The following is an 18,710-nucleotide window of genomic DNA, read 5'->3' as shown; positions in this document are numbered from 1 at the left end:
GGGCCGGATACTACTGGAAAATCGGTAAACGCCAGAAACAAAAATGGGGCGTTTGCACGCCCCATTCGTTCAGCCCGGCAGGGATTACTTGCCGACCTGTTTTTCCTTGATTTCAGCCAAGGTCTTGCAGTCTACGCAGAGGTCCGCGGTGGGGCGGGCTTCCAGGCGACGGATACCGATCTCGACGCCGCAGGATTCGCACCAGCCGTATTCCTCGTCTTCGATCAGTTGCAGTGTCTTATCGATTTTCTTGATCAGCTTGCGCTCGCGATCGCGGGCGCGCAGTTCGAGGGCGAATTCCTCTTCCTGGCTGGCACGGTCTGCCGGGTCCGGAAAGTTGGCTGCTTCGTCCTTCATGTGGTCAACCGTGCGGTCGACTTCCTGCATCAAGTCCTGCTTCCACTTCTTCAGAATATTGGAGAAGTGCTTGCGCATGGGCTCGCTCATGTACTCCTCACCCTTTGCCTCGACATAGGGTGTGAAGCCGCTGAGGCCTGAGGATTGTTGTTGCTTTGCTTGGGTGGACATGAATAGACCGCCTCTCACTCTTCTAATCCATTGCGCAGGATTGCAACGTCACCGACACCTGCCGGCCCTGCGGCTGCAAGCGGGCGAACTTACCAGATAGATTCGGGGTGCGCCACTCCCGGTTGTCGAGGCCCATCACGCGGGGGTTGCAAACGGTAGCAGCCCGCCGTGGCTGGTTATGTATCGTCTCGAATGTTGATTTTAGTCGTTTTGCAAGCGCCTGCCCGGTTCATCCTGGACGACCGGGCAGGCAATAGAACATGTTTTACGGCGCGGGTTCGGTAGAATCCGGATTTTGTCCTCACCGTCTAAGGAAGGCTAATGGCTCAGCCCTACAGTGCGCGCAGTCGCGCCATCGAACCTTTTCATGTCATGGCGTTGCTGGCGCGCGCCAATGAGCTGCAGGCTGCGGGTCATGACGTGATCCACCTGGAGATCGGCGAGCCGGATTTCACCACGGCCGAACCGATCATCCAGGCCGGCCAGGCTGCGCTGGCGAACGGCAGGACTCGCTACACAGCAGCCCGCGGCCTGCCGGAATTGCGCGAGGCCATCAGCGGTTTCTACGAGCAACGCTACGGTTTGAACGTGGATCCTGAACGCATCCTGATCACCCCCGGAGGTTCGGGCGCGCTGTTGCTAGCGAGCAGCCTGTTGGTCGACCCGGGCAAGCATTGGCTGCTGGCGGACCCGGGCTACCCGTGCAACCGGCATTTCCTGCGGCTGGTGGAGGGCGCGGCCCAACTGGTGCCGGTGGGCCCGGAGGTGCGCTATCAGTTGACGGCCGACCTGGTGGCCAGGCATTGGGACCAAGACAGCGTTGGTGCGCTGGTGGCGTCGCCCGCCAACCCTACCGGGACCATCCTTACGCGAGATGAGTTGGCCAGCCTGTCGAGCGCGATCAAGGCGCGCAATGGCCACCTGGTGGTCGACGAGATTTACCACGGTCTCACCTACGGCACAGACGCCGCCAGCGTGCTGGAAGTCGACGATGATGCCTTTGTCCTGAATAGTTTTTCGAAGTATTTCGGCATGACCGGCTGGCGCCTGGGTTGGTTGGTGGCGCCACCGGCGGCGGTGGGCGAGCTGGAGAAGCTGGCGCAAAACCTCTACATCAGTGCACCGAGCATGGCCCAATACGCGGCGCTGGCCTGTTTTACCCCGCAAACCCTGAGCATCCTTGAGGAGCGTCGCGCCGAGTTTGGCCGTCGTCGCGACTTCCTGCTGCCCGCGCTGCGTGAGCTGGGCTTCGGCATCGCCGTCGAGCCAGAGGGGGCGTTCTATTTGTACGCTGATATCAGCGCGTTTGGCGGTGATGCCTTCGCGTTCTGCCGTCATTTCCTCGAAACCGAGCACGTCGCGTTTACCCCCGGGTTGGACTTTGGTCGCCATCAGGCGGGGCATCATGTGCGCTTTGCCTACACACAAAACCTCGATCGACTCCAGGAGGCGGTGGAGCGTATCGCCCGTGGCCTGCGGAGCTGGCAAGGCTGATGCGCTTTCATCCTCCCCTCGAAGAAGGGCGGCTGATTCGCCGCTACAAGCGTTTTCTCACCGATATCGAAACCGTTACCGGCGAGTTGCTGACCATTCACTGCCCGAACACCGGCTCGATGCTCAATTGCATGGTGGAGGGCGGGCAGGTCTGGTTCAGCCGGTCCACAGACCCCAAGCGCAAGTTGCCGGGTACCTGGGAAATCGCCGAAACCCCTCAAGGGCGCCTCGCGTGCGTCAACACGGCGCGAGCCAATCAGTTGGTTGAGGAGGCGTTGCGTGCAGGTGTCATCAGTGAACTCAACGGCTTTACCGCCCTGAAGCGGGAAGTGCCCTACGGCCAGGAAAAAAGCCGCATCGACTTTTGGCTGGATTACCCGCAGGGCCAGGCTTATGTGGAGGTCAAGAGCGTCACACTAGGCTTTGACGGTTCGACAGTCGCCGCCTTCCCCGACGCCGTCACCCAGCGCGGCGCCAAGCATTTGCGGGAACTGGCGCACCTGGCGCGCGAAGGCGTGCGGGCCGTGCAGTTGTATTGCGTCAACCTGTCGGGGGTGGATGCGGTGCGCCCGGCCGTGGAAATCGATGCCGGTTACGCCGCGGCATTGCGTGAGGCCAAGGCTGCCGGGGTGGAGGTGTTGGCCTATGGCGTGCGGGTGACGCCTGAAGAAATGTACGTCGACCGGCGCCTGGACGTCGTCATGGGCGACTAGAGTTCCACCCACAATCCCTGCTCGTCCTCGCGGCCGGGCAGGGCGGTCAGGCTTTGGCCCGCGCAGGGGCCGGCGATGCATTCGCCGCTTTCGATCAGGAACAGCGCACCATGGGTGGCGCACTGGATCAGGCTGGCGCTGGTGTCGAGGAATTGATCGGGCTGCCATTCCAGCGGGATACCGCGATGGGGGCAACGGTTGATATAGAAGTAGGCGACGCCGCCCCGGCGCACGGCCAACAATTTGCAACCATCGATTTCAAAACCGAGGCTGCTATCGGGCGCGAGGGTGTCGGAGGGGCAGACAAACTTCATTTCAATCCTTAAGTGCCTTGACGTTCAAATGCAAACAATTATCAAATGCCGGCTTCGCCCGTCGGCTGACTGGGCGCTCAATACGATGCCTGGCAGACGCTGTCTGTCACATCGATGAGTGCTTGAGTGGCCCTGCCCCTGGAAGGAAACCCTGTTATGCGCCTGAGTACCAGCGCTATTGCGCTTGTTGCCTCACTGCTGGTCAACCACGGGGCGCAAGCCTCTGAACTGCCACAACGCTGGGTGAGTGCCGGTGGCGCACTGTCGGAATGGGTGACGGCCCTGGGCGGGGAGTCGAAGTTGGTGGGGGTGGATACCACCAGTCAGCATCCCGAGTCGCTTAAAGCGCTGCCGAGCATTGGCTACCAGCGGCAATTGTCGGCTGAAGGCATTCTGAGCTTGCGTCCGCAGATCCTGGTAGGCACCGAGGAAATCGGGCCGCCGCCTGTGTTGGCGCAGATACGCGGTGCCGGTGTGCAGGTGGAGTTGTTCTCGGCCCAACCGGACCTGCCGACATTGAAAGGCAATCTGCAGCACTTGGGCAAACTGTTGGGCAGCGAGGCGAAAGCCAACGAATTGTTTACCGGATATGAGCAGGCGCTTGAGCAGCAGAAAAGCTGGGTCGCCAAGGCTCAGGCTACGCACAAGTCTCCGGGTGTGCTGCTGTTGCTCGGTCACGCGGGTGGCAAGCCGCTGATCGCGGGTAAAGACACGGCTGCCGATTGGATGCTGCAACAGGCTGGCGGACATAACCTGGCAACCCACAGTGGTTACAAGCCGTTTTCGGTGGAGTCGCTGGCCGGTTTGAGTCCGGATGTTCTGGTGTTTGCTGATCGTGCCCTCACGGGTGATGCAGCGCGTGCAGCCTTGTTCAAGGAGAACCCGATTCTGGCGTCCACCCCGGCCGCCAAGCAGGGCCGAGTGTTTGAAGTGGATCCGACGCTGCTGGTGGGCGGGCTCGGGCCGCGTCTACCGCAAATCCTGGTGAAGCTGTCTGCTGGGTTTTACCCGTCCCAGGCCAAGCCTGCCCCATGACGACGCTGGTTAAACCCAAAACGCTGTTTATCGGGCTGGCGTTGCTGTGTGTGTTGGCGACCTGGCTCTCATTGGCCTTGGGGCCGGTCAGCCTGCCGTTGATGGATACGCTTAAGGCGGCTCTGCGCTTGATGGGCATACCGATTGAGGCGCAAGGGTTGGAGCAGGCCGAGTTGATCCTGGGGCAGATTCGCCTGCCGCGAACGTTGCTCGGACTGGCGGTAGGGGGCGTGTTGGCACTGTCTGGTGTGGCAATGCAGGGATTGTTTCGCAACCCGCTGGCCGATCCGGGTCTGGTGGGGGTGTCCAGCGGTGCTGCGCTGGGGGCGGCGATTGCGATAGTCGGTGGTTCGTTCTTTGGCGGCCTGCCGGATGTGTTTGGGCCGTATTTATTGTCGCTGTGTGCGTTCCTCGGTGGGCTTGGGGTGACGGCACTGGTCTACCGCCTGGGGCGCCGTAATGGCCAGACCAACGTGGCAACGATGCTGCTCGCCGGTATTGCCCTTACTGCCCTCGCCAGTTCGGCGGTTGGGCTGTTTACCTACCTGGCGGATGACGCCACCTTGCGCACGCTGACCTTCTGGAACCTGGGCAGCCTCAACGGCGCGAGCTATTCGCGGTTGTGGCCATTGCTGTTGGTGAGTGCGGGTGTGGCGCTGTGGCTGCCGCGTCGGGCCAAGGCGTTGAATGCGCTGTTGCTGGGAGAGTCCGAGGCCAATCACCTGGGTGTTGATGTCGAGAGGCTCAAGCGTGAACTGGTCTTCTGTACCGCCCTGGGCGTGGGAGCTGCCGTGGCGGCAGCCGGCATGATTGGTTTTGTCGGGCTGGTGGTTCCACATCTGGTGCGGTTGCTGGCCGGGCCGGATCACCGGGTGTTGTTGCCCGCGTCGGTACTGGCAGGGGCGAGCCTGTTGCTGTTCGCCGATTTGGTGGCTCGCCTGGCGCTGGCGCCGGCTGAGTTGCCGATTGGTATCGTGACTGCGTTTATTGGCGCGCCATTTTTTCTCTACCTGTTGTTGCGGGGGCGTGCCTGATGCTGCGCGTGGAAGAGCTGCAGATCCGGCGCGGTCACAAGACGGTGCTGGCTGATGTCACCCTGGACCTGTTGCCGGGGGAAGTGTTGGGTGTGCTGGGCCCCAACGGGGCAGGCAAAAGTACGTTGCTTGGTGCGTTGTGTGGAGAGTTGCTGCCGGATAAGGGCAATGTCTGGCTTGACCAGCAGGCGTTGGCTGACTGGAGTGGTTCGCAACGTGCGCAGCGGTTGGCAGTGCTGCCGCAGGTATCGACGCTGGACTTTGCCTTCCGTGTCGAAGAGGTAGTCGGCATGGGGCGTTTGCCTCATCAAACGGGCCGAGTGCGTGATGATGAAATCATCGAGGCTGCCCTGCAGGCGGCGGATGTGGGGCACTTGAGTGGTCGCAGCTACCTGGCGTTGTCGGGTGGGGAGCGTCAGCGTGTGCATCTGGCGCGGGTGCTGGCTCAGTTATGGCCGGGTGAAGCAGGTCAGACGCTGCTATTGGATGAGCCCACATCGATGCTCGACCCCTTGCACCAGCACACCACCTTGCAGGCTATCCGCCACTTTGCGGACCGGGGGGCGGCGGTGCTGGTAATCCTTCATGACCTGAATCTGGCAGCGCGTTACTGCGATCGCATCCTGTTGCTGGAGCAGGGGCGCCCTCATGCGCTGGATATACCTTCGAAGGTCTTGCTGCCTGAACCGCTCAAGGCTGTCTTTGGCCTGGAGGTGTTGGTACAGCCGCACCCCGAGCGCGGCCACCCGTTGATTATTGCGCGCTGAAACAGGTTTTTACGGGCAAAAAAAGACCCGGCAAGAGCCGGGTCAAATAACCGTGATTAGCCTGATGAGGAGATAATCTGAGAGTCCGAACCAATGGTCTTTCAGTTATCGGCTGATCTCGCGATCAGTTGTGATAATCATAACGATTCTCATTTGAGAGTCAACCTTTGTTTTTGCCTGCTCCTCAGGTTTTCTCAAACAGGTGTTTGTCACGCCTGTAAATGCTGGGTCTGATCGTGAGTCTAGTTCTTTTGCCGTGCTGAAATAGCATCCAACTGACGGTTCAACGCTTCCTTGCGCTCCGAGGGAATGTCGTTCCAGTGCACATCCATCAGCGCGCCTTCGATGGCATACAGCAGCACTTTGGACGCCCGGAATCCACGCGTCCGAACGGCTCGGTAGGCGTCGACCGCTCCCAGGCGGCGCAGGTCGGACGCGCTGTGGATGCCCACCGCATGCAGCCACTGCGCCGACGTCTTGCCAAGATTTTTCAGGTGTTGCAGCTCATCGTTCATCAAGCCTCCTTGCGACGGCCGAATGGTGCGGTGGGTATCGTGACCAGGCAAGCCTGAAAAAGAGTGTAGCGCTCAGTAGGAAAAGCGTAGTTCTTTGGTCAGGAACGGCTCAAATGCTTATAAGAATGACGCGAGGATTTTGACGGCGGGCAGGCATAAAACCCCGGTGTGCCTGGGCGTAACCGGGGTTTTGAACAATGGCTTTACTTGGTGCGGTAACGCAGGCGGGTGCCGAAATTGACCGACATGAGGATCTCATCGGCGGTCAGCTCAGGCGGGAAGTAAGCGCCCGAGATCTGCGCGTGGGCCAGGCTGGCGCCTTCCAGTGAGCAGTCGCGTAAATCCAGGCCGCGCAGGTCGGCGGAGCGGAAGTACGCGTCGGTGAAGTCCACGCCGGTAGCGTTCAGCTCACGCAGGTCGAGCCCGCGAAAGTCGCCGCCGCGCATATCGATGGCACCGTCCTTGGGGCGCTCCTGGTTGAAACCTCGGATGTCATCTTTATGCAGGAGCGAGTAGAGCGGGGTATCAAGAAGCTTGGGCTGACTCATGATGGCGACTCCTGTTGGATTTATGACGCCATTATAGTGCCACTATTGCTGGGTCGTGCGCCCTAAGTCGGTGACACGACCAAGAAATATTTCTTACAGACCCGGCAGGCGCTGGCGAATGTGCTCCACCAGGGCATCGAGCGTCCCGCTTTCATTGGTCTCGACACGATGGCTGAGCAGCAGTTCCTCGGCGGTCAGCGGCTCACGGTTGGCGTGTTGCTCCTCAATAACCGCCAGTGTTGCGTCGGAAGGATCGTTCTTTTCCGCCTGACGTTGTGCCAGCCAGCTGGCGATAACGGCCTGTGGTGCGTTGCAGTCCAGAATCAGGAAAGGTGCGCCAGTCGCTTCAGCCACTTTGGCGGCGGCACTGCGCTGTTCGTGCTTGAGGAAGGTGGCATCGAGCACCACAGGGAAGCCTGCACGCAGCACGGTATCGGCGATTTCATTCAGGCGGGCGTAGGTCGCTGCACTGGCGTCGGCCGCATAAATGCCGGCTTGTGGCGTGTTTTCCACGTGTTGTTCACCAAATAGACGCTTGCGTTCAACGTCCGAGCGCAGGCGCACAGCGCCCAAGGCTTCCACCAGTCGCATCGAGACCTGGCTTTTGCCGACAGCCGAAACGCCGTGGGTAATGGCCAGGAAGCGCGACGGAATGGTGCTGTAGCTTTCCGCGAGGTTCGCGTAGTTACGGTACTGGCGCAGAGTGGTGGCGCGTTGCACCGGGCTGGCCTCGCTCGGCATGCTGAACAGCGCGATCTTGGCGCGGACCAGGGCGCGGTAGGCTTTGTAGAAGTTCAGCACTTCAAGGCCCTTGTAGTCGCCCGTCAATTCCAGGTATTGGCTGATGAAGCGACGTGCCAGGGACTTGAGGCCTCGGTCTTCCAGGTCCATTGCCAGGAAGCCGGTGTCGGCGTAGACGTCGGTGAAGCGGAACGGTTCGTTGAACTCGATGCAGTCGAAGATCACGACTTGGCCATCGATCAGTGTGGCGTTGCCCAGGTGGATGTCACCGTGACATTCGCGAGTAAAACCGTCGAGTTTGCGCTGTGCGAGCAGAGGCTTGAGACGCTCGAAACTGCTTTCGGCCCAGGCTTGCAGGGCTTCCAGTTGTACCAGGTCCGCCTTGTCGCTGAGGAACGGGCGGATCTGTTCGAAGTTCTGTCGCACCGGTGCCATCACTTCGTCCGGTGTACCGGCCGGGTGATCCTGCGGCACTTTCGGGGCGGTCAGGTGAAAGTGCGCGATCTGTTTGGCCATCTCATCAATGTGCGCGCTGGTCAGTTCGCCGTTGGCTTGCAAGGTGCTGAGCAGCTGGCTTTGCGGGAACTGGCGCATTTTCAGCGCGTACTCGATCACCGGGCCTTCGCCGCCCAATTGCGGGGCTTCGGCGGTGCCGGTAATCGGCAACACTTCAAGATACAAATCTTCGGTCAGGCGCCCGTTGAGGCGCAGCTCTTCGTTGCAGAAGTGGCCTCGATCTTCAAGGGCCGTGAAGTTGAGAAAACCGAAATTCATCGGCTTCTTCAATTTATAGGCATAGGGGCCGGTCAGGATTACCCAGGAAATATGGGTTTCGATGACTTGAAACGCTTCAACCGGGTGAGGGTACAAAGCCGGGTTTTGCAGGGCAGCGATCAGGGACTGGCTCACGGGCGATCCTTCAAAGTCGGGGGGAAATCATGGCGGGCATTATGGCCGCTACGAGCGGTCGTGCAAACCGCTGTCCGGCTCATGTTGATCATCAATAAAGTGCGTATAATCCGCCGCCATGACTCGAACCCGATCTCCCCGTTCCCGTAAAAAACCTCCTTCCCGCGGCCTGCGCCCTTGGCTGGGCTGGGCGCTCAAGCTCGGCCTGGTTGGCCTTGTGGTGCTCGCCGGCTTTGCGGTGTACCTCGATGCCGTGGTGCAGGAGAAGTTCTCCGGCAAGCGCTGGACCATTCCGGCAAAGGTGTACGCGCGCCCGCTGGAGCTGTTTACCGGCCAGAAGCTGAGCAAGGATGACTTTCTCACTGAGTTGGATGCACTGGGCTACCGCCGCGAACCCGTGAGCAATGGCCCGGGCGCCGCAGCCGTCAGCGGTAACACCGTCGACCTGAATACCCGTGGCTTCCAGTTCTATGAAGGCCTGGAGAAAGCCCAGCCTGTGCGTGTGCGCTTCTCTGGCGATTATGTTGCCGAACTGTCATCCCTCAACGGTTCGAAGCTACCGGTGGTCCGCCTTGAACCGCTGCTGATCGGCGGCATTTATCCCAAGAATCTTGAAGACCGCATCCTGATCAAACTTGATCAGGTGCCGCCGTATTTGCTGGAAACGCTGGTTGCGGTGGAAGACCGCGATTTCTACAGCCACTGGGGCGTTTCGCCCAAGTCGATTGCCCGTGCCATCTGGGTGAACACCTCCGGCGGCAAGATGACCCAGGGCGGCAGTACGCTGACCCAACAGTTGGTCAAGAACTTCTACCTGACCAACGAGCGCAGCCTGACCCGCAAGCTGACCGAAGCGATGATGGCGATGCTGCTTGAGTTGCACTACAGCAAGCAGGAAATCCTGGAGGCGTACCTCAATGAGGTGTTCGTCGGCCAGGACGGCCAGCGTGCCGTGCATGGTTTTGGCCTGGCCAGTCAGTTCTTCTTTGGGCAGCCGCTGTCTGAGCTGAAGCTGCACCAAGTGGCGTTGCTGGTCGGTATGGTCAAGGGCCCGTCCTATTACAACCCGCGCCGCAACCCGGAGCGTGCACTGGAGCGTCGCAACCTGGTGCTCGATGTGCTCGAGCAGCAGGGCGTGGCCACGGCTGAGCAAGTGGCGGCGGCGAAGAAGATGCCGTTGGGTGTCACCACGCGCGGCAAGCTGGCGGACAGTTCCTTCCCGGGCTTCATCGACCTGGTCAAGCGCCAGTTGCGTGAAGACTATCGCGACGAAGACTTGACCGAAGAAGGCCTGCGGATCTTCACCAGTTTCGACCCGATCCTGCAGATGAAAGCGGAGGCGTCGGTCAACGACACCTTCAAACGCATGACCGGCCGTAAGGGCATCGATGACGTCGAAGCGGCCATGGTCGTGACCAACCCGGAAACCGGTGAAGTCCAGGCCATGATCGGCAGTCGCCAGGCCAGTTTTGCCGGGTTCAACCGTGCGCTGGACGCCGTGCGGCCGATCGGCTCGCTGGTTAAGCCGGCGGTTTACCTTACTGCGTTGGAAAAACCGAGCAAATACACCCTTACCAGTTGGCTGTCGGATGACCCGTTGTCGGTCAAATTGGCAGATGGCCAGGTGTGGACGCCGAAAAACTTCGAGCGTCGCTCCAACGGTACGATTTTCCTTTATCAGGGATTGGCGCATTCCTACAACATTTCCACGTCGCGCCTCGGGCTTGAAGTCGGGGTGCCGAATGTGTTGAAAACCCTCGGACGCCTAGGCATCAACCGCGAGTTCCCGGCGTTCCCATCAATGCTGCTGGGCGCCGGCGCCATGACGCCGATGGAAGTCACTACGATGTACCAGACGATCGCCAACGGTGGGTTCAATACACCGATGCGCGGCATTCGCAGTGTGCTGACCGCTGAGGGCGAGCCGCTCAAGCGTTACCCGTTCCAGATTCAGCAGCGCTTTGATGCAGGCTCTATCTACCTGATCCAGAATGCGATGCAGCGCGTGATGCGTGAAGGCACCGGGCGTTCGGTCTATAGCGTGCTGCCGGCGAACCTGACGTTGGCGGGCAAGACCGGCACCAGTAACGACTCGCGTGACAGCTGGTTCGCCGGTTTCGGCCAGGATGTGCTGGCGGTGGTCTGGATGGGGCGTGACGACAACGGCAAGACGCCGTTCACGGGTGCGACGGGCGCGTTGCAGGTGTGGACAAGTTTCATGCGCAAAGCCGACCCGCTGCCGCTTAATATGCCGCAGCCGGATAACATCGTGCAGGCGTGGATCGATCCGCACACAGGGCAGGGCTCTGATGCCAACTGCCCGGGTGCGGTGCAGATGCCGTATATTCGCGGTAGCGAGCCACCTGCCGGCCCCGCTTGCGGTAGCGGTGCCCCTGCCAGTGCGGAGTCGGTGATGGATTGGGTCAAGGGCTGGATGAATTAAGCAAAGAGGGTTTCAAGTGAACAAGTGGTGGATTCCAGCTATTACAGCTCTGGCTTTGCTCAACGGTTGCGCCAGCGTGCAGCGCGGTTCGATTCCGGTGGTGGACTCAAGCACGACCGTCTCCAACAACGACCGCATCTCGGCCAACGGCGGTTTCCGCCAGACCGTGACGAATCGTCCTGCCCAAGCCCGGCCTCAAGCCGTGCCACAAGATTCCGGTGTAGTGGTGATGGTGCCGGGTGGTGGTGCTGCCACATCCGCGCCGATCAGTGCCGAGCCGTGGACCCCGGGGCCAAGTACTTCAGGGCCGATCGATTCCACGCCGATTCAAACGGCGCCGATCAACCAGGGTACCTACACCATGCCGTCGACGCCAAGCGGTATTCCGTCTTCGTCCAACGCAGGCGGCTTGTCGGCTGACGAGCAGCTGGACGGCCCGGTGCTGGCCTTGCTCACCACCGCCCAGCAGCAGCAGGCGGGTGGTGATCTGAACGGCGCATCGTCAAGCCTTGAACGTGCCCAGCGTGTGGCGCCGCGTGAGCCGCAAGTGCTGTATCGCCTGGCCCAAGTGCGTATGGCCCAGGGCGATGCGCCGCAAGCCGAGCAATTTGCCCGCCGCGGCCTGAGCCTGGCGAACGGTCGTCCCGATCTGCAAGCCAACCTGTGGGCCTTGATCGGTGATGCGCGTGCCGCGCAAGGCGATGCTGCCGGTGCCGCCCAGGCTCGGCAAAAAGCCAAGGTCAGCCTCTGATGGATGCACGGTTTCCGGCAATTGCCGAACAGTTGTTGCTGATAGAACGCGAGTTGCGCGTACAAGGCTGGTGGGACGAAGTGTCCCCCAGCGCCGAGGCGCTCAGCAGTGTCGAGCCGTTTTCGGTCGATACCCTGGACTTTCACCAGTGGCTGCAATGGATCTTCCTGGTGCGTATGAAGCAGATCCTCGAGCAGGATCTGCCATTGCCCAACGCGTCGGGGATCCTGGAGATGGCCGAGATGGTCTACGCCGATCGCCCGACAGAGAGCCTTGGCCTGCGTAACGCGCTGAAAAAGTTCGACCAACTGATCGTCGACGCTCGTTAATTGCCTGACTGCCGGTTTTTCCGGCAGTCTTGCGCACATTTCTACCGCTTGACGACATTCAGGCGAGTTTTATCCCTCCTCAAAGCCCTTTCTTCTACGTTCTCATGCGCTTAGTTGGAAAAAAGCGCAATTATTGCTTGACTTGAAGGGCCTGAAACAGAAGAATCCAAAGTCCGCTGTATCGGGACTGCCAGAAGCAGGCCCGCTCAGCAGATCATGAGGCGCATATCCGCGCCGACCTGTAACACCCGCAACGCGTTACCTCGCGCTGGGTGGGAAAAGCCCGCAACACTTGGGACGATCCCAATACTTGCTCAGTCAGTGCTGACGTAGTCGGCGACCACCGTCGCTCATGCTCTGTTGAGAAGTAAACCTATTAAGACCCGTCGGTTTTCAACGGACGGTATTCTGGCGTTTTAGAGGTGAACAACGTGGAGCTTTTATCTGGTGGTGAGATGCTCGTCCGCTTTTTGCGTGACGAAGGCGTCGACTATATCTACGGGTACCCAGGTGGTGCTCTGCTGCATGTTTACGACGCACTGTTCAAGGAACCGGCTGTTACCCACATCCTGGTTCGCCACGAACAAGCTGCAACCCATATGGCTGACGGTTACGCCCGTGCCACCGGTAAAGCCGGCGTGGTACTGGTAACGTCCGGCCCGGGCGCAACGAATGCCATCACCGGCATCGCGACTGCGTATATGGACTCCATCCCGATGGTGATCATCTCCGGCCAGGTGCCTAGCACCATGGTGGGCACCGATGCATTCCAGGAAACCGACATGATCGGTATCTCCCGGCCGATCGTGAAACACAGCTTCATGATCAAGCATCCATCGGAAATCCCGGAAGTCATGAAAAAGGCCTTCTACCTCGCACAGTCCGGTCGCCCGGGCCCTGTCGTGGTCGATGTGCCGAAAGACATGACCAACCCGGCCGAGAAATTCGAATACGTCTTCCCGAAAAAAGCCAAGCTGCGTTCCTACAGCCCGGCCGTTCGTGGGCACTCGGGGCAAATCCGCAAGGCGGCAGAAATGCTCCTGGCGGCCAAGCGCCCTGTGCTGTACTCGGGCGGTGGCGTGATTCTGGGCGGCGGTTCCGCACCGCTGACCGAACTGGCCAAGATGCTCAACCTGCCAGTGACGAACACCCTGATGGGTCTTGGCGCATTCCCGGGTTCGGACCGTCAGTTCGTCGGCATGCTCGGCATGCACGGCAGCTACACGGCCAACCTGGCCATGCACCACGCCGATGTGATCCTGGCCGTGGGCGCACGCTTCGATGACCGTGTGATCAATGGCGCGAGCAAGTTCTGCCCGAATGCCAAGATCATCCACATCGATATCGACCCGGCGTCCATCTCCAAGACCATCAAGGCCGACGTGCCGATCGTAGGTCCTGTGGAAAGCGTGCTGACCGAAATGGTTGCCGCGCTCAAGGACATCGGCGAGACGCCGAACAAGGAATCCGTTGCCAGCTGGTGGAAGCAGATCGACGAATGGCGTGGCGATCGCGGCCTGTTCCCTTACGACAAGGGCGACGGCAGCATCATCAAGCCACAAACCGTGATCGAAACCCTGTGCGAAGTGACCAAGGGCGACGCCTTTGTGACCTCCGACGTGGGCCAGCACCAGATGTTCGCCGCGCAGTACTACAAGTTCGACAAGCCTAACCGCTGGATCAACTCCGGTGGCCTGGGCACGATGGGCTTTGGTTTCCCTGCGGCCATGGGTGTGAAACTGAGCTTCCCGGATACCGACGTCGCGTGCGTCACCGGCGAGGGCAGCATCCAGATGAACATCCAGGAACTGTCGACCTGCTTGCAGTACGGCCTTCCGGTGAAGATCGTCTGCCTGAACAACGGCGTGCTGGGCATGGTTCGCCAGTGGCAGGACATGAGCTACAACAGCCGTCACTCCCATTCCTACATGGAGTCGCTGCCAGATTTCGTCAAGTTGGTTGAAGCCTATGGTCACGTCGGCATTCGCATCACCGATTTGAAAGATCTGAAGCCGAAGATGGAAGAGGCGTTCGCCATGAAGGACCGCCTGGTGTTCATCGATATTCAGGTGGATACCAGCGAGCACGTCTACCCGATGCAGATCAAAGACGGCTCTATGCGCGACATGTGGCTGAACAAGACGGAGCGTACTTAATCATGCGGCACATTATCTCCCTGCTTCTGGAGAACGAACCCGGCGCTCTGTCTCGTGTTGTCGGCCTGTTTTCGCAACGCAACTACAACATCGAAAGCCTGACCGTGGCCCCGACCGAAGACCCGACCCTGTCGCGCCTGACGTTGACCACCGTGGGTCACGATGAGGTGATCGAGCAGATCACCAAGAACCTCAACAAGCTGATCGAAGTGGTCAAGCTGGTCGACCTGTCGGAGAGTGCCCACATCGAGCGCGAGCTGATGCTGGTCAAGGTCAAGGCCACGGGTGCCCAACGTGCCGAGATCAAACGGACTACCGACATTTATCGCGGGCAGATCGTCGATGTAAGCGCCAGCGTTTATACCGTTCAACTGACCGGTACGAGCGACAAGCTGGACAGCTTCATCCAGTCGATCGGGACGGCCTCGATTCTGGAAACGGTACGCAGTGGTGTCACCGGGATTGCCCGTGGCGACAAAGTACTCAGCATCTAACCCAAATTAGCGAATGGCCTTACGGCCTGGATATATAGAGGAACCTCATGAAAGTTTATTACGATAAAGATTGTGACCTGTCGATCATCCAGGGCAAGAAAGTCGCCATCATCGGCTACGGCTCCCAGGGTCACGCACAGGCGTGCAACCTGAAAGACTCCGGCGTTGACGTAACCGTTGGCCTGCGCAAAGGCTCGGCTACTGTTGCCAAGGCTGAAGCCCACGGCCTGAAAGTGACTGACGTTGCTTCCGCTGTTGCGGCTGCCGACCTGGTCATGATCCTGACCCCGGACGAGTTCCAGTCCTCGCTGTACAAGAACGAAATCGAGCCGAACATCAAGAAGGGCGCCACCCTGGCCTTCTCCCACGGTTTCGCGATCCACTACAACCAGGTTGTGCCGCGCGCTGACCTCGACGTGATCATGATCGCGCCGAAAGCACCGGGCCACACTGTGCGTTCCGAGTTCGTCAAAGGCGGCGGTATCCCTGACCTGATCGCGATCTACCAGGACGCTTCGGGCAACGCCAAGAACGTCGCCCTGTCCTACGCTGCTGGCGTGGGTGGCGGTCGTACCGGCATCATCGAAACTACCTTCAAGGACGAGACCGAAACTGACCTTTTCGGCGAACAAGCCGTTCTGTGCGGCGGTACCGTTGAGCTGGTTAAAGCCGGTTTCGAAACCCTGGTTGAAGCGGGCTACGCGCCAGAAATGGCCTACTTCGAGTGCCTGCACGAACTGAAGCTGATCGTTGACCTCATGTACGAAGGCGGTATCGCCAACATGAACTACTCGATCTCCAACAACGCCGAATACGGCGAGTACGTGACTGGCCCGGAAGTGATCAACGCCGAGTCCCGTCAGGCTATGCGCAACGCCCTGAAACGTATTCAGGACGGCGAATACGCCAAAATGTTCATCAGCGAAGGCGCAACCGGCTACCCTTCGATGACCGCCAAGCGTCGTAACAACGCCGCTCACGGCATCGAAGTCATCGGCGAGCAACTGCGCTCCATGATGCCGTGGATCGGTGCCAACAAGATCGTCGACAAAGCCAAGAACTAAGTCGTACGCATCAAGGGAAAACGCGGCTTAGGCCGCGTTTTTTCGTTTGGGGGCGTGTTCTGGTATAAAGCTGCATCGTTTGCGGGCGAACACGCTCCGCAAGTATTTGTCGAATTCTTTTCACACCGTTGCAAGGTAAAGTCCATGACCGAACGTCCCGAAGAGCCGGGCCAGGCCGCTGACGCCGATAGCCTGCTACCGATCGATGAGCATGTCGAAGAAGGGCATGATGCGGAAGGTCGCAAGGTCCGGCATCGTGGCATCTATCTTCTGCCCAATCTGTTCACCACGGCGAACCTGTTCGCCGGGTTCTATTCCATCATCAACTCCATGAGCGCCCAGAGCGCCCTGGCTGCGGGTGATGCAGCGAGCGCCAGCAAGTACTTCGGTTTTGCGGCTATCGCCATTTTTGTAGCCATGGTGCTCGATGGCCTTGATGGCCGTGTGGCACGCATGACCAACACCCAAAGTGCCTTCGGTGCCGAGTACGACTCGTTGTCGGACATGGTTGCCTTCGGTGTTGCGCCTGCATTGCTGGCGTTTGCCTGGGCGCTGGGAGACATGGGCAAGGTGGGCTGGATGGTTGCCTTCATCTATGTCGCCGGCGCGGCCTTACGCCTGGCGCGTTTCAATACCCAGGTAGGGACTGCCGACAAACGCTACTTCATCGGCCTGGCCAGCCCTGCAGCTGCCGGAGTGGTGGCGGGTATTGTCTGGGCGTTCAGTGACTATGGCATCCAGGGTTCGAAGATGTCGTTCCTGGTGGCCTTGATGGTTGCGGCGGCCGGCATGCTGATGGTCAGTAACATCAAGTACAACAGCTTCAAGGAGTTCGACCTCAAGGGGCGCGTGCCTTTCGTGGCGATTCTGGTAGTGGTGCTCGTCTTTGCCGTCGTGTTCAGCGACCCACCGCGCATTCTGCTGCTGGCGTTCCTGGTCTACGCGGCTTCGGGGCCAGTTCAGTACTTGCTGCATCTGCGTCGGGACAAAACATTGCCTTAATGTAATTTCCCCCATACTCCGCAGTCTATTGGTACATCAGTTCTCCAATACTGCGGAGTTGCCATGCTAATCAAATTGCCCAAAGCGTCCGATTGCCACGAATCTGACGTCACACCTGAATCCTTCTATCTCTTTCGCCGTAGCTTGCTCGGTGGTGCGCTGGCCGGCATTGCTGCCAGTAGCTTGCCGCGTTGGGCAAGTGCCAACGATGCTTCCCGATATGCCGATGTCGAGGCAGGCAAGGCACCAAGCTGGTTTACCGGCAAGCTTCCCGATACCAAGTGGCAGGCTGTGACTGTGACGGGGGAGGCGATAACCCCGTTCAAGGACGCGACCCACTACAACAACTTCTATGAATTCGGCACTGGCAAGGGCGACCCGGCAACCAATGCGGGGTCACTGCAAACCGAACCCTGGAGTGTTGTGATTGACGGCGAGGTTGCGAAGCCAGGGCGCTATGCCTTGGAAGACTTCATGAAACCCTACCAGTTGGAGGAGCGAATCTATCGTTTGCGCTGCGTCGAAGCCTGGTCGATGGTCATTCCGTGGATCGGCTTTCCCATCTCGTCTCTGCTCAAGCAGGTAGAGCCTACGTCTAAAGCAAAATACATCCGCTTTGAAACCCTGCAGGACCCCAAGAGCATGCCTGGCCAGCGTTCAAGCTTCGGTTTGATCGATTGGCCTTATGTCGAGGGATTGCGTTTGGATGAAGCGATGAATCCTTTGGCGATTCTTGCTGTTGGCATGTATGGGCGGGAGCTGCCTAATCAGAACGGGGCCCCGTTGCGTCTGGTGGTGCCGTGGAAGTATGGCTTCAAGAGTGTGAAGTCCATCGTGCGAATCAGCTTGGTGAGTGAGCAGCCGAAAACCACTTGGCAAAGTATTGCGGCGGATGAGTATGGGTTCTATGCGAATGTGAACCCTACAGTGGACCATCCTCGATGGACGCAGGCACGTGAGCGCCGGTTGCCGAGTGGTCTCTTCAGCCCCAATGTGCGCGAGACGCAAATGTTCAATGGGTACTCCGACGAAGTTGCCTCTCTTTATACCAACCTGGATTTGCGGAAGAACTACTGATGCGCTATCCCATCTGGCGCATTGGCGTCTTCATGGCTACGGCGGTGTGGCCGTTGTTCTGGCTCTACGAAGCGTGGAGTTCTGTCCTGGGGCCGGACCCGGGCAAAGTGCTGGTCGATCGCCTGGGGTTGGGCACCTTGATTCTGCTACTGATCACCTTGGGAATGACGCCGCTGCAGAAATTGAGCGGTTGGGCAGGGTGGATAGCGGTGCGTCGGCAATTAGGGCTGTGGTGCTTTGCGTATGTCGTGCTGCACTTGGCGGCTTACTGTGTGTTTGTGCTGGGGCTCGATTGGTCGCAGCTTGGGGTGGAGTTGCGTAAGCGGCCTTACATTATTGTGGGCGCCTTGGGTTTTCTGTCTTTATTAGTGCTGGCGGTGACTTCGAACCGCTATAGCCAGCGTCGGCTTGGGAGTCGTTGGAAGAAGCTGCACCGTCTCGTCTATGTGATTCTAGGCCTTGGCTTGCTGCACATGCTGTGGATTGTGCGAGCGGACCTGAAGGAGTGGGCTATCTATGCCTCTATAGGTGCGTTGCTTCTGGTACTGCGGATACCACCGGTGATGCGCAGAATCCCACGCCTTATTGCGAAAAAACCACTTTCTGCAACAAAAGCGTAATTAAGGGTTGACGGGCGATTCTAGACGTCTATAATTCGCCCCACTTCCGGCGCTGTCGAAACGAAAAACTCTTTGGTAAACAATGAGTTATGTAGGTTTTGACGGTAAGTTGCTTCAGTTCATCGAAGCCAAAAGGAAGTTGAAAAAGAGGTGTTGACAGCAGCGTGTAACGCTGT

At 59.3% G+C, this 18,710-nt stretch carries 19 protein-coding genes; 14 read left to right on the top strand and 5 right to left on the bottom strand.

Annotated features, from left to right (window positions below; translation table 11 throughout):
- Positions 1 to 84: 84 nt before the first annotated feature.
- Positions 85 to 528: an RNA polymerase-binding protein DksA gene (gene dksA / locus HX792_RS23920; protein ID WP_065910298.1), complete on the bottom strand. Its 444-nt coding sequence runs from the start codon at positions 526 to 528 to the stop codon at positions 85 to 87.
- A 321-nt stretch (positions 529 to 849) separates the two neighbouring features.
- On the opposite strand from dksA, the gene HX792_RS23915 reads away from it, so the two are divergent.
- Together HX792_RS23915 and sfsA are read left to right on the top strand one after the other, a co-directional pair.
- A complete protein-coding gene (locus HX792_RS23915; protein ID WP_176998407.1) occupies positions 850 to 2,022 on the top strand; it encodes a pyridoxal phosphate-dependent aminotransferase in 1,173 nt (390 codons plus the stop codon).
- Positions 2,022 to 2,735, top strand: coding sequence for a DNA/RNA nuclease SfsA (gene sfsA / locus HX792_RS23910; RefSeq protein WP_176998406.1), 714 nt, complete (start codon positions 2,022 to 2,024; stop codon positions 2,733 to 2,735). The genes HX792_RS23915 and sfsA overlap by 1 nt, the downstream gene beginning before the upstream one ends.
- Here the strand turns inward: sfsA and HX792_RS23905 are convergent.
- Positions 2,732 to 3,049, bottom strand: coding sequence for a Rieske 2Fe-2S domain-containing protein (locus HX792_RS23905; RefSeq protein ID WP_176998405.1), 318 nt, complete (start codon positions 3,047 to 3,049; stop codon positions 2,732 to 2,734). The two genes, sfsA and HX792_RS23905, sit on opposite strands and share 4 nt — an antisense overlap.
- Before the next feature lie 156 nt (positions 3,050 to 3,205).
- Here HX792_RS23905 and HX792_RS23900 point away from each other — a divergent pair, with 156 nt between their 5' ends.
- Genes HX792_RS23900 through HX792_RS23890 form a run of 3 tightly spaced genes read left to right on the top strand, consistent with a single transcriptional unit; the run spans position 3,206 to position 5,885 of the window.
- On the top strand, positions 3,206 to 4,084 hold the full coding sequence (locus tag HX792_RS23900; protein WP_176998404.1) for a hemin ABC transporter substrate-binding protein: 879 nt from the start codon (positions 3,206 to 3,208) through the stop codon (positions 4,082 to 4,084).
- A gap of 50 nt (positions 4,085 to 4,134) precedes the next feature.
- Entirely contained in the window at positions 4,135 to 5,118 is a 984-nt protein-coding gene (locus HX792_RS23895) for an iron ABC transporter permease (RefSeq protein WP_176998553.1), read from the top strand.
- Complete coding sequence (locus HX792_RS23890) at positions 5,118 to 5,885, top strand: heme ABC transporter ATP-binding protein (protein WP_176998403.1); 768 nt, start codon at positions 5,118 to 5,120, stop codon at positions 5,883 to 5,885. The genes HX792_RS23895 and HX792_RS23890 overlap by 1 nt, the downstream gene beginning before the upstream one ends.
- Positions 5,886 to 6,127: 242 nt before the next feature.
- Here HX792_RS23890 and HX792_RS23885 read toward each other — a convergent pair whose 3' ends face one another.
- From HX792_RS23885 to HX792_RS23875, 3 genes are all read right to left on the bottom strand, one after another.
- Positions 6,128 to 6,400 carry a TfoX/Sxy family protein gene (locus HX792_RS23885; protein ID WP_176998402.1) on the bottom strand — a complete coding sequence of 91 codons (273 nt, stop codon included), beginning with the start codon at positions 6,398 to 6,400 and terminating at the stop codon, positions 6,128 to 6,130.
- A 203-nt stretch (positions 6,401 to 6,603) separates the two neighbouring features.
- A complete protein-coding gene (locus HX792_RS23880) occupies positions 6,604 to 6,948 on the bottom strand; it encodes a pentapeptide repeat-containing protein (protein ID WP_135310628.1) in 345 nt (114 codons plus the stop codon).
- A gap of 93 nt (positions 6,949 to 7,041) precedes the next feature.
- The gene (locus tag HX792_RS23875; RefSeq protein WP_176998401.1) at positions 7,042 to 8,598 is read right to left on the bottom strand and encodes a bifunctional aminoglycoside phosphotransferase/ATP-binding protein; all 1,557 of its coding nucleotides are present in this window, start codon (positions 8,596 to 8,598) and stop codon (positions 7,042 to 7,044) included.
- Positions 8,599 to 8,716: 118 nt separating this feature from the next.
- Between HX792_RS23875 and mrcB the strand changes: the two genes are divergently transcribed.
- From mrcB to msrQ, 9 genes are all read left to right on the top strand, one after another.
- A complete protein-coding gene (gene mrcB / locus HX792_RS23870) occupies positions 8,717 to 11,041 on the top strand; it encodes a penicillin-binding protein 1B (RefSeq protein ID WP_176998400.1) in 2,325 nt (774 codons plus the stop codon).
- Between the two features lie 16 nt (positions 11,042 to 11,057).
- Positions 11,058 to 11,792: a tetratricopeptide repeat protein gene (locus HX792_RS23865; RefSeq protein WP_176998399.1), complete on the top strand. Its 735-nt coding sequence runs from the start codon at positions 11,058 to 11,060 to the stop codon at positions 11,790 to 11,792.
- The gene (locus HX792_RS23860; RefSeq protein WP_176998398.1) at positions 11,792 to 12,121 is read left to right on the top strand and encodes a YqcC family protein; all 330 of its coding nucleotides are present in this window, start codon (positions 11,792 to 11,794) and stop codon (positions 12,119 to 12,121) included. Before HX792_RS23865 ends, HX792_RS23860 begins: the two co-directional genes overlap by 1 nt.
- Positions 12,122 to 12,552: 431 nt before the next feature.
- Complete coding sequence (locus tag HX792_RS23855; RefSeq protein ID WP_176998397.1) at positions 12,553 to 14,277, top strand: acetolactate synthase 3 large subunit; 1,725 nt, start codon at positions 12,553 to 12,555, stop codon at positions 14,275 to 14,277.
- Positions 14,278 to 14,279: 2 nt separating this feature from the next.
- Complete coding sequence (ilvN, locus tag HX792_RS23850) at positions 14,280 to 14,771, top strand: acetolactate synthase small subunit (RefSeq protein WP_003176102.1); 492 nt, start codon at positions 14,280 to 14,282, stop codon at positions 14,769 to 14,771.
- Positions 14,772 to 14,818: 47 nt separating this feature from the next.
- Positions 14,819 to 15,835: a ketol-acid reductoisomerase gene (gene ilvC / locus HX792_RS23845; protein ID WP_003194132.1), complete on the top strand. Its 1,017-nt coding sequence runs from the start codon at positions 14,819 to 14,821 to the stop codon at positions 15,833 to 15,835.
- Between the two features lie 144 nt (positions 15,836 to 15,979).
- Positions 15,980 to 16,837, top strand: coding sequence for a CDP-diacylglycerol--serine O-phosphatidyltransferase (gene pssA, locus HX792_RS23840; RefSeq protein WP_176998396.1), 858 nt, complete (start codon positions 15,980 to 15,982; stop codon positions 16,835 to 16,837).
- A gap of 63 nt (positions 16,838 to 16,900) precedes the next feature.
- Positions 16,901 to 17,914 carry a protein-methionine-sulfoxide reductase catalytic subunit MsrP gene (gene msrP / locus HX792_RS23835; protein WP_176998395.1) on the top strand — a complete coding sequence of 338 codons (1,014 nt, stop codon included), beginning with the start codon at positions 16,901 to 16,903 and terminating at the stop codon, positions 17,912 to 17,914.
- Positions 17,914 to 18,534, top strand: coding sequence for a protein-methionine-sulfoxide reductase heme-binding subunit MsrQ (gene msrQ, locus HX792_RS23830; RefSeq protein WP_176998394.1), 621 nt, complete (start codon positions 17,914 to 17,916; stop codon positions 18,532 to 18,534). The genes msrP and msrQ overlap by 1 nt, the downstream gene beginning before the upstream one ends.
- Positions 18,535 to 18,710: the final 176 nt, after the last annotated feature.

It is taken from the genome of Pseudomonas sp. B6002 (assembly GCF_013385985.1).
Lineage (GTDB): Bacteria > Pseudomonadota > Gammaproteobacteria > Pseudomonadales > Pseudomonadaceae > Aquipseudomonas.
Note: the sequence above shows the minus strand (reverse complement) of the source record. Positions and strands in the feature narration are given on the sequence as shown.

Coding starts and splice junctions, on each gene's coding strand:
- dksA (WP_065910298.1), bottom strand. CDS start 528: ATGTCCACCCAAGCAAAGCAACAACAATCCTCAGGCCTCAGCGGCTTC.
- HX792_RS23915 (WP_176998407.1), top strand. CDS start 850: ATGGCTCAGCCCTACAGTGCGCGCAGTCGCGCCATCGAACCTTTTCAT.
- sfsA (WP_176998406.1), top strand. CDS start 2,022: ATGCGCTTTCATCCTCCCCTCGAAGAAGGGCGGCTGATTCGCCGCTAC.
- HX792_RS23905 (WP_176998405.1), bottom strand. CDS start 3,049: ATGAAGTTTGTCTGCCCCTCCGACACCCTCGCGCCCGATAGCAGCCTC.
- HX792_RS23900 (WP_176998404.1), top strand. CDS start 3,206: ATGCGCCTGAGTACCAGCGCTATTGCGCTTGTTGCCTCACTGCTGGTC.
- HX792_RS23890 (WP_176998403.1), top strand. CDS start 5,118: ATGCTGCGCGTGGAAGAGCTGCAGATCCGGCGCGGTCACAAGACGGTG.
- HX792_RS23885 (WP_176998402.1), bottom strand. CDS start 6,400: ATGAACGATGAGCTGCAACACCTGAAAAATCTTGGCAAGACGTCGGCG.
- HX792_RS23880 (WP_135310628.1), bottom strand. CDS start 6,948: ATGAGTCAGCCCAAGCTTCTTGATACCCCGCTCTACTCGCTCCTGCAT.
- mrcB (WP_176998400.1), top strand. CDS start 8,717: ATGACTCGAACCCGATCTCCCCGTTCCCGTAAAAAACCTCCTTCCCGC.
- HX792_RS23860 (WP_176998398.1), top strand. CDS start 11,792: ATGGATGCACGGTTTCCGGCAATTGCCGAACAGTTGTTGCTGATAGAA.
- ilvN (WP_003176102.1), top strand. CDS start 14,280: ATGCGGCACATTATCTCCCTGCTTCTGGAGAACGAACCCGGCGCTCTG.
- ilvC (WP_003194132.1), top strand. CDS start 14,819: ATGAAAGTTTATTACGATAAAGATTGTGACCTGTCGATCATCCAGGGC.
- pssA (WP_176998396.1), top strand. CDS start 15,980: ATGACCGAACGTCCCGAAGAGCCGGGCCAGGCCGCTGACGCCGATAGC.
- msrP (WP_176998395.1), top strand. CDS start 16,901: ATGCTAATCAAATTGCCCAAAGCGTCCGATTGCCACGAATCTGACGTC.
- msrQ (WP_176998394.1), top strand. CDS start 17,914: ATGCGCTATCCCATCTGGCGCATTGGCGTCTTCATGGCTACGGCGGTG.